The sequence below is a fragment of the Chryseobacterium sp. genome (assembly GCF_045629545.1).
In the GTDB taxonomy this organism is placed as follows: Bacteria; Bacteroidota; Bacteroidia; order Flavobacteriales; family Weeksellaceae; genus Chryseobacterium.
Genome location: NZ_JAZQRK010000019.1, coordinates 1 through 7,477, shown reverse-complemented (window position 1 = coordinate 7,477; position 7,477 = coordinate 1). Strand labels below are relative to the sequence as shown.

Annotated in this window: 6 protein-coding genes and 1 pseudogene; all 7 read left to right on the top strand. The window is 29.8% G+C overall.

All coding sequences use genetic code 11. The annotated features are described in order from the left end of the window. A pseudogene (locus ACKI42_RS04445) lies at nt 1–140 on the top strand (glucose-1-phosphate thymidylyltransferase); the annotation flags it as partial. 273 nt (nt 141–413) lie between these two features. Next, nucleotides 414–1,382, top strand: a complete 969-nt coding sequence (locus tag ACKI42_RS04440) for an SDR family oxidoreductase (protein ID WP_407402863.1) — start codon at nt 414–416, stop codon at nt 1,380–1,382. A 32-nt stretch (nt 1,383–1,414) separates the two neighbouring features. Beyond that, nucleotides 1,415–2,695: a nucleotide sugar dehydrogenase gene (locus ACKI42_RS04435; protein WP_407402861.1), complete on the top strand. Its 1,281-nt coding sequence runs from the start codon at nt 1,415–1,417 to the stop codon at nt 2,693–2,695. Beyond that, entirely contained in the window at nt 2,695–3,771 is a 1,077-nt protein-coding gene (locus ACKI42_RS04430) for a hypothetical protein (RefSeq protein WP_407402859.1), read from the top strand. Before ACKI42_RS04435 ends, ACKI42_RS04430 begins: the two co-directional genes overlap by 1 nt. Further along, nucleotides 3,771–5,009: a hypothetical protein gene (locus ACKI42_RS04425; RefSeq protein ID WP_407402857.1), complete on the top strand. Its 1,239-nt coding sequence runs from the start codon at nt 3,771–3,773 to the stop codon at nt 5,007–5,009. The genes ACKI42_RS04430 and ACKI42_RS04425 overlap by 1 nt, the downstream gene beginning before the upstream one ends. Further along, nucleotides 5,002–6,207, top strand: a complete 1,206-nt coding sequence (locus tag ACKI42_RS04420) for a glycosyltransferase (protein ID WP_407402855.1) — start codon at nt 5,002–5,004, stop codon at nt 6,205–6,207. The genes ACKI42_RS04425 and ACKI42_RS04420 overlap by 8 nt, the downstream gene beginning before the upstream one ends. 13 nt (nt 6,208–6,220) lie before the next feature. Next, nucleotides 6,221–7,372 carry a glycosyltransferase family 4 protein gene (locus ACKI42_RS04415; protein ID WP_407402853.1) on the top strand — a complete coding sequence of 384 codons (1,152 nt, stop codon included), beginning with the start codon at nt 6,221–6,223 and terminating at the stop codon, nt 7,370–7,372. The last annotated feature ends 105 nt before the right edge of the window (nt 7,373–7,477 follow it).

The following is a 7,477-nucleotide window of genomic DNA, read 5'->3' as shown; positions in this document are numbered from 1 at the left end:
AGCGTCAAGGCATGAAAATCGGCGCTGTCGAAGAAGTAGCTTATAGAATGGGGTACATAAATAAAGAACAACTCCTCCAAATAGCTGAACCTTTGCGGAAGTCTGGATATGGTGAATACCTAATTAAAATAGCTAAATAATAGATAATATTTAAAAATAAAGGGTTAATTATTTCGTCAACTATATTAATTGACTATTTTTGGCTAAAGTGTATTCTATCATTTTGATATTGTATAAATTTTGAGTAAAGTTTTACCTGTTTTTGAATAGTTTAATTATATAGTAATTTTTTTAGTTTTATAATCGTTCAATTTGTAAAATGTTATCCATAATATTAAAATTGTCTAATTACTTTGCAAAACTTATAGTTTAACGGTTAGTTTGTAACAAGATTTAATGTAAAAATCAAATAAATGAGTAAAATATTAATTACTGGTGGAGCAGGATTCATTGGTTCTAATTTAACAGAATATTTTTTAGCGAAAGGGCATCAAATAGTAGTACTAGATAATTTTGTGACGGGCCACCGTCAAAATCTTAATGATCATGTAGATAATCCTAATTTTAATCTTATCGAGGGTGATATACGCAATATTTCTGATTGTCAACTAGCAGTATCTGGAGTAGATTATGTATTGCATCAGGCTGCATTGGGGTCAGTACCACGATCGATAAAGGATCCACAAACTACAAATGATGTAAATGTAACAGGGTTTTTAAATATGCTTGTAGCTGCAAGAGATGCAGGTGTAAAACGATTTATATACGCAGCATCGTCATCGACTTATGGAGATTCTGAATCTTTGCCTAAGGTAGAAGATGTGATAGGTAAGCCTTTGTCTCCCTATGCAATTACCAAATATGTTAACGAATTATATGCTGATATCTTTTCTAAGACCTATGGTTTAGAAACTATAGGGTTACGTTATTTTAATGTATTTGGGCGTCGTCAAGATCCAAATGGGGCTTATGCAGCGGTCATACCATTGTTTGTGAAAAAATTCATGAATCATGAAGGTCCTGTGATTAATGGTACAGGCGATTTCTCCCGTGATTTTACATATATAGATAATGTCATTCAAATGAATGAATTGGCGATGACTACGGATAATAGGAAAGCTGTCAATACAGTATACAATACCGCTGTGGGAGATCGTACTACTTTGAATCAATTGGTCGGTTATCTAAAAGAGTTTTTGACGAATTATGATAGCGAAATCGCTAAAGTAGAAGTAGTTTATGGGCCAAATCGTCAAGGTGATATCCCGCATTCTTTAGCATCTATTGAAAAGGCGGAGCGTCTATTAGGATATAAGCCAACACACGCTATCCGTGAAGGGTTAAAGGAAGCGGTAACTTGGTACTGGGATAATTTAAAATAGAATTTTAAACTTTGTTTAAATATTAATAATAAGTGAAAAAAATTGCAATTATAGGTTTAGGATATGTAGGCTTACCTTTAGCACGTTTGTTTGCAACCAAATTTCCTACCGTAGGATTTGATATTAATCAGAAGCGAATTGATGAATTACGAGCAGGTAAAGATTTGACTTTAGAGGTCGAAGATGATGTGCTACAAGCCGTATTGGTTCAAGTGAATCCAATAGTCAATGATGTGAATGGATTATATTGTTCTAACCAATTAGAGGATATCCAAGGTGCTAACTTTTATGTGGTGACCGTTCCAACACCTGTAGATAAGAATAATAGACCAGATTTAACGCCTTTGTACAAGGCTTCTGAAACAGTAGGGAAAGTGTTGAAAAAAGGCGATATCGTCGTCTACGAATCTACGGTGTATCCAGGAGTTACAGAGGAAGAGTGTATACCTGTGTTAGAGCGTGTTTCAGGATTGAAGTTTAATGAAGATTTCTTTGCTGGTTATTCACCAGAGCGTATCAATCCTGGCGATAAAGAGCATACGGTTGAAAAGATATTAAAAGTAACAGCTGGGTCTACACCAGAAATCGGTAGAGAAGTAGATGCGGTATATAAGACAGTAATTACGGCAGGTACGCATTTAGCTCCTTGTATTAAGGTAGCCGAAGCAGCTAAAGTTATAGAAAACTCACAGCGAGATATCAATATCGCCTTTGTTAATGAGTTAGCAAAGATATTTAACATCCTTGGTATCAATACCCATGATGTATTAGAGGCTGCGGGTACCAAATGGAATTTCCTTCCTTTTAAACCCGGATTAGTAGGCGGTCACTGTATCGGTGTAGATCCTTATTATTTAGCGCAAAAGGCACAAGAGCATGGTTATCATCCAGAAATAATATTGGCAGGTCGTCGTCTGAATGATTCTATGGGCGAATATGTAGCTTCTCAGGTGATCAAGACCATGATTAAGAAAGGGATTAATGTAAGTTGTGCTGAAGTATTAATGTTAGGAATCACTTTCAAAGAAAATTGCCCGGATGTGCGTAATACCAAGATCGTAGATGTGATTGCGGCTCTAGAAGATTATGGTATTAAAGTTACTACTTTTGATCCCTGGGCGAATCCTATTGAAGTACAAAAAGAATATGGAATTGAATCCGTCAATGAATTGCCAATAGCTAAGTTTGATGGTGTTATTTTGGGAGTTTCTCATGATGAATTTTTAGATATTTCATTGGATAATATATTAAAGGAAACTAGTATAGTTTATGACGTAAAAGGAGTATTGACACATTCAGATAAACGACTTTAATGATGCTATCTAAGGAAATTTATAGTATTGAGTACAAAATTAAACATTTAATTTTGTACTCTGTTCTTATTATTCCTGTATGTATATTTTATAGGGAGCTAACCTCTGAGTATTTTGTATATAATTCGGATTTGTTTAATTATCAAAATTTTTTTGATCATGAAGTATATTGGAATACTTTAAACCGAATTCAATCGCAAGGTTTAAGTGTTACAAGTTTAAATAATGATTTAGGAATATCCTTACTTTATATATTATTTATTAAATTTTTTTCCTTGTTTGGAATAACAAATATATTAGATATTTCTTTTTATATTAATATAATTACATTGTTTTTAGTTTATAAAACATACACAGATGTCTGTTATATTTTAAAGCTCAAGGGGAAGACCTGGCTCTTCTTTTTTCTTGAATTCCAATTGCTTTATTTTGCACAACTAATAGGTAAAGATCTTTTTACAATATTGTTTTTCTTAATTGTATTAAAGTTACTTTTAATGAATAGGTATAAGGAAATATTGTTTTGGAGCGTTGTGTTTTTTTTTGTAAGAATTCAATTATTGGTTTTTGGGCTTTTAGTGTTATATCTTTCATATGGGGATTTTAGGAAGAGAATTTTAATTTCTTATATTTTAACATCACTTATTGGTGGGTATACAGCAGTCAATGGAAATTTAATATCAAAAGAAAGTATGGGAAATGGATTCGGAAGTTATGTTTTGTATATAAATTCTGAATATTATTATTTAGGTAATTTATTATTAAATCCAATTAGAATTCTTCAATTTCTACTTGATATATTTTTATCATTTAATATTTATACAGATGGTAAAATTGATGTGGCTAAAATTTTAAGAATTCCTATTTTAATTGTGTTGACATTTCATTTAAAATATATAATTTATTTTTTTAGGAAAGATTTTTCTCTGAACAATGATTTATCCCAAATTGTTATTGTTATTATATCGTTTTTATTGACTTGGCTTATGAATCCTACAGTTAATGCTAGGTATATTATGTTGATAGTCCCTATTCTATTATTGCTGTTAAGGTATCGTAAGTTACAAATAAATTAATGTTGAAGAATAATCGATATTTTACTCAATCATTATTGTTGTTGTCTACCACTGTGTTTTCAGTAGGTTTTATATTCTTGTATAATTTTATGTTATCTAAGTTACTGGGTGATTTAGATTATGGTAATTTTTCGTTAGGAGTAAATTATTTTAACTTAATACAGGTTTTATTCAATTTTGGCTTATTTTATGGTGCTGGAAGGATTTTGTCGTTGAAAGATACTAATAATGATCAATCAATACGCAGTATTTATGGAAATAGTATTTCAATAATTTTTTTAAATTATTTTATTCTATGCGTATTAGTATTAATGTTTTTTTTGCTTTTTAAAGTCAATGATAATTTTTTAAAGTCAGTTTTTATTTGTTCTTTACCATTGCTTTGGTTAAGTATTATGAATGGACATAATGAAATTATACTTCAAAGCAGAAATGAAATATTTCTATTATCAATTTCTAGACTCTTACCCAAGTTTATTTTTGTTATAATAATAGGATTTTATTATTATAACAATTATGATTTAGGAAGTGCAGATAGTTTTTTGCTATATAATTTATGCTTTTTACCAGTATTCTTTCTTTTAATACTTTTTTTGAAACCGTCAATAACGAACTTTAAATATTCTATCTCTGAAATATTTTATGAAACTAAAAAATTTGGATTTAATGTTTATATAGGATCAATTATTGCAGTAGGAGCAAGTAGTATTACAGGAATAATAATTAGCATGTATGGTGTCAATAATGCTGAAGTTGGTTATTTTAATTTAGCACTTCAAATCACAGCTCCACTATCTTTAGTTCCAAATATATTAGGAACGGTGTTATTCAAAAAATTTTCTCAAGAATTATCCATAAATACAGGAATTATTTTACTTGTAATTGGAATAAATATAATAATGCTGATTATATTACTATTATTTTCAGATATATTTATTCTATTAGTTTTTGGAGATAGTTTTATTTACACAGCTAAACTAATTAAATGGTTGTCAGTAAGTTCTATATTATATGGAATCTCTGATTTTTTTAATAAATTTTTATTATCACATGGAAAAGGTTCAGAATTAAGAAATGCATCATTCTTAGTTGGCGGGACGTTATTAATTGGTAATTTAGTATTTATTAATTTTTGGGGTTCACTAGGTGCTACTTTAGCTTTAATTATGGCAGGTAGCATCTACTTAGCGGTTGTTCTTTTCTATTACAATAAATTTACAAAGACAAATTGTGGATAATCATCATATAAAAAAAATAGGATTAATATTTCTAGGTCCATTTCCTGAAGGAAATGTGTCAACATTAAGAATAGTTAGTTATTGTAAATCATTGTCTGCAAATGGATGTTTGGTTAAAGTTTACCTTATAGCACCAACTACTGAGGCAAAAGTTAATCAAGTGGAAAAAGGAGTTTTTGAAGGGATTGAATTTGAGTATGTGAATGGTATTACATGGCCAAATAACAACGTTTCCTTTTTTTATAAATATATTCAATATTTTAAGGGAATTATTCTTACAGTGAAACGGCTTAAAAGTGATAATATTAAATGTCTTTTATCTTACCATAGTGAGATTTTTGCAAATATTTATTTCAAAGTAGCTTGTAAGATATTAAGTATTAATTTTGTTTTGGATAAAACAGAATATCCTAAATCATTTCAAGAGAAAAATAGAATTGGTTTATTCTTTGAAAATATTTCTTTAAGATTTTTTGATAAAATAATTACGATTTCTAACGAATTATTTATTTATTATAAGTATTTTCTAGGTTTGAAAGATGATTCTTTGTTTTTATTACCTATGACTATAGATAAAGATAGATACGCAAATATTATACCTAATCTGACCTCAGAAAAGTACATAGCAGTTGTATTTGGGGTTCATAACAGAGATAATATTTTAAATTCTATAAAAGCATACATCAAATATTTAGAATTGGTTCAGCATTATAATTTAAATTTTTCATTTAAGCTAAAAATGATTGGTGATTTCAAAAAACTTTGTGAGCTTTTCCCAACAAATAAAATAATAATTGATCTTATAGAAGAGAATAACATACATAATAAAGTAGAAATACTTGGCTCGTTACCAAGTGAGGCTGTACCTAAAATATTATTAAATGCTACGTGTTTATTATCTACTCCAGATTTTTTTATTTCTGGAGGATTTCCTACTAAATTAGGAGAATATCTTCTTTCAGGTAATCCTGTTGTTGTAACTGCGGCTGGTGAGATAGAGAATTATTTAACTCATTTAGAAAATGCATTTTTGTCTGAGCCTGGCAATATTGATAAAATAGCTGAATATTTAATTATGATTCAGACAGATGAAAATTTAGCAAGTAAGATAGGTGTAAGTGGCCAGAAATTAGCCAAATTGGTCTTTAATGCCGATTCATATGTTGAAAGCTTAAAATCGTTTATTTTTAGAAAATAATATTGAAGTTATTATGAAAATTGGAATTGATGCCTCGAGAAACCGTTCTGGAGGCGCTAGAGCACATATTATTGGGGTTTTGAAAGAAATTCATACTTTGCCAAGTGATATTAAAGAAGTTCATATATGGTCTTATGACGCTTTATTGGACCTATTGCCTAATTATTCATGGCTAGTAAAGCATTCACCCAAAGAGTTGGATAAAAATATTCTATATCAATTAAAATGGCAATATTTTTCCTTAGCTAAAGAGGCTGAGAATATTGGTATAGATATTCTCCTTAATACTGATGCAGGTACAGTTAGTCGATTTTTTCCATCAATAACCATGAGTAGAGACATGCTCTCATACGAACCTGGTGAGATGAAACGTTTTGGGATATCTTTCCAAAGGTTAAGATTGGAAATTTTAAAGATTATTCAGAATTATTCATTAAAGAATTCTGCTGCGGCAATTTTTTTGACGAAATACTCTTCTGATGTTATTCAAGAATCTTCAGGGAAAATTTCAAATTACAAAATTATTCCACATGGTGTTAGTGAGAATTTTCGATTGGAATTGGCGTCTGTGAAAAATGCATTTAATAAACAAAAATCTATTAAATGCATTTATGTTTCAAATGTCGATTGGTACAAGCATCAATGGAATGTTCTAGAGGCTGTAACTATTTTGCGTGATAGAGGTTTCGATTTGGAAATAGAGTTTATTGGAGGAGGATATGGTAAGGCTCAAGCAAAGTTTTTGGAAACATTGAATAGAGTTGATCCTAATCGTCTATTTGCTAAACAATTAGATTTTGTTTCTCATCAAGAATTACCTAAATATTTAGAGAATTCTGATATATTCATATTTGCTTCGAGTTGTGAAAATATGCCAAACACACTTATTGAGGGAATGTGTACAGGTTTACCTATAGTCTGTTCTGATAGGGGACCTATGCCTGAGGTGCTAAAAGATGGTGGAATTTTCTTTGATCCAGAAAATATATCTAGCATTGTTAATGCTCTACAAAGTCTTTTAGAAGATGAAAGTAAAAGATTAGAGATATCGAATAGGTCAAAATTATTATCAAATCAGTATAGTTGGAAACGATGTAGTTCCGAAACTTTTGAATATATTGTTGAAGTATATAAAACTATTTTAAATAAGGAGAATGGAAAGTAGAAGGTCATATCAAATATGTACAAAGACAATCATGGATACTACGGATCCTACCATTGTTTTTAACGAAAAAGGGGAAAGTGATTATTATACAAATTATATTGAAAA